Consider the following 2,749-nt stretch of genomic DNA (forward strand, 5'->3'; position numbering starts at 1 on the left):
TGCATATTCCGGGGAAAGTTTACCAGCGTTCCGCGATGAAAGTTTACCACTTATTCCGGACGAAACCTTACCAGTGGCTACTGGTTTACAACACTTCGAGTGTGTGTAATATTTTTCAATAATAGGATTTATTTTCTTCTTCTCAAAGAACCGCCCAAAAGATCAACTTTATGTGCAGAAGCTGTCAATCTGTCTAATGCTGCATCAGCAATTGTGGGCTCATTGATAAACTCATACCATTTATCCAGCGGCAGCTGAGAAGTAATAATGGTAGTTCCGTTTCCGTAGCGGTCTTCCAATATATCCAGCAGGGCTAGTTTTGCATCATGAGAAAGCGGCTTCAAGCCGAAATCATCTAATATCACCACTGCATGTGCTGCAATGTGTTTAATCCATTTTAAGTAGGTACCGTCAATCCTTGCCTGGGCAATAGCTTCCAGAAATTTATTCATGGCCAGGTACATCACCTTATGTCCCATCAGGCAGGCACTACGCCCCAAGGCACAGGCCAAATAGCTTTTGCCTGTGCCTGTTACACCAGTGATCAGTACATTTTCACCTTTAGTGATGAACATTCCATCAGAGAGCCGTAAAAGCATTTCCCTGGTCAATCCTCTTTCAGGCTTGCAGATAATTTCTTCCAGCAGGGCGTGGTAGCGCAACCTGCTGTTTTTCAAAAGTCTTTCCGTACGCTGGTGGTTCCTGTATTCAATCTCTGCCTGGCAAAGCATAGCAATAAGTGAATGCGCATCTTCCTGCTGATGGCTTGGCAGGTTCAGGGTAGCCTGATAACGCTTGGCCATGCCTGTGAGTTTTAAGATACTTAGTTGTTCTACTGTAGTGTTTTTATTCATGGTTATTTATGTTATAAAAATGTATAAAGATGTCTGGTATTAATCAGTTGATATTATTGTAGGCATCGGGACCACGCAGATTGTTATGCAATGGTATGGGAGAATGGGCTGTGGGAGCATCTTCATGCAGATCCATGTTATTCTGTAGAATGGTTTTTATCACACCATAATTGTATTTCTTCCCCCTTAGTGCCCTTTTGCATGCTGCCTCTACACGATGGCCACCAAAGGAACTGATCAGGCGTAAAATGCCCAAACAGGAACCGTAAGCCTGGTGAATAGTGATCTTACTTTCCATGAGCTGATTAAAAAATTCATGGGTATTCGACCCATTTTCCAGTGCCTTTTTTAAGTAGTATTCCGGATTCCAGCCACGGCGCTCGGCAATCTTTCTGTGATTTTCAGGCATATGATCTAATAAAGTGCTATAACCATGCTTTTTAAAGCTTCGGGTATGGATAGCTATACGCTGGAGCTCATGATACACTTCGACATGATCGCTGCAATAAACCAGGTTAACTTCTTTGCCAAGATAGCTGAATGGAACACTGTAGAAATGCCAGTCTTCCCCCAATACCACATGATAGTTCTTCTGCACTTTGGCCCTGGTATAATGACGGATCTGATAAGCTGTTTGTGGCAAAGTATGCAAGCGGGGCTTTTCTTCAGCATCAAACAGCTCCTGCCGACTGTAGCTTTTCTTTTGAAAGTTCTGCTTGTGATGAAGGTCAAGTTTGCCAAGAATACCCTGATTAAGTTGATCTAGACTACGGAAAGTATCATTGCGTAATAAAGCAAAGACTCGACGGTAAGTAATCAGTACATTGTTCTCAACTGAAGGTTTATCTTTTGGTGATCCAGGTCTTGTAGCCAATAATCCGATCCTGTTATGCAAAGCCCATTGCTCGAGCATCTCAGGAAATGTCGGTTCATATTTGCAAGTCCTGGTTACCCATTGTTTCATGTTGTCAGAGATTGCATTCATAGGTACTCCCTGAAAATATTCCAGCAAGGCATTCAGTGCATTGATTAGGTAAGGCAAGGAGGCATTGGGTAGTGCCTGTACAAAGGAATACCCACTAAAGGGCAATACCGCAATCAATACCGGGCATTCAATGATCTCGCCTTCTTCATTGATATAATGCAGCTTTGAGCCAGCAAAATCAATTTCCAGTAGTTCACCGGGGTTATGTTCTAGATGCATGGCTGGTTTACGGGCGGCCATTTCAATATCCAGTAGCTCACAAAACCGGGAATATTGGAAACCACCCGGATAGAGTTCCAGATATTCCTGCCACAAAAGATATCTTGTTACCCCCACACGTTTAAGTTCTAGAATAAAGTAAGAAAGCTGATCAAGGAAATGAGCTTTGCGGGGGTCTTCAGGTTCTGTTTTAGCAGGCTTTGTTTTACTGAATATAGCATCCAGTTCTGGATCCTTTAGGCTCAAAAGCTCGTCATAATCCCTTCCTGTTGCTTTAAATAATATGGAATAGAGGTGAACAGTAGGGCGCGATACCTTTGTTTGTTTTACTATCTCTCTTTCAGAATAGCCGCGTTTGAGGAAAAGTAATATTTGTCGTACTTTTTGCATACTTAGTGGTTTGTTCGCCATCTCGATAAAATTGATCTATGATCAAATCTATTCGCAAGACGTGTAAACACACATAAAGTGGTAACCTTTGTAGCGGAATAAGTGGTAACCTTTGTGTCGGAATGTCAGCCTTTTAAAGGCTCGAATTCTTGTACAATGGTAAACTTTGCTCCGGAAAACCTGGTAAGGTTTGCAGTGGAATACCTGGTAAAGTTTCCTTCGGAACAGTGGTAAAATTTGTAGCGGAACGGGTGGTAAACTATGCAGCGGAACCCTGGTAAACTATAGAGCGGAATATGCA

The 2,749-nt window shown here is 42.5% G+C and carries 2 protein-coding genes; both read right to left on the reverse strand.

The window, feature by feature from the left end; translation table 11 throughout:
- Positions 1–128 precede the first annotated feature (128 nt).
- The gene (istB, locus tag IM797_RS28080) at positions 129–854 is read right to left on the reverse strand and encodes an IS21-like element helper ATPase IstB (RefSeq protein WP_194130548.1); all 726 of its coding nucleotides are present in this window, start codon (positions 852–854) and stop codon (positions 129–131) included.
- Positions 855–897: 43 nt separating this feature from the next.
- A complete protein-coding gene (gene istA / locus IM797_RS28085; RefSeq protein WP_228099182.1) occupies positions 898–2,448 on the reverse strand; it encodes an IS21 family transposase in 1,551 nt (516 codons plus the stop codon).
- Between the last annotated feature and the right edge of the window lie 301 nt (positions 2,449–2,749).

Origin of the sequence: Pedobacter sp. MC2016-24 (assembly GCF_015223055.1) — a bacterium.
Lineage (GTDB): Bacteria > Bacteroidota > Bacteroidia > Sphingobacteriales > Sphingobacteriaceae > Pedobacter.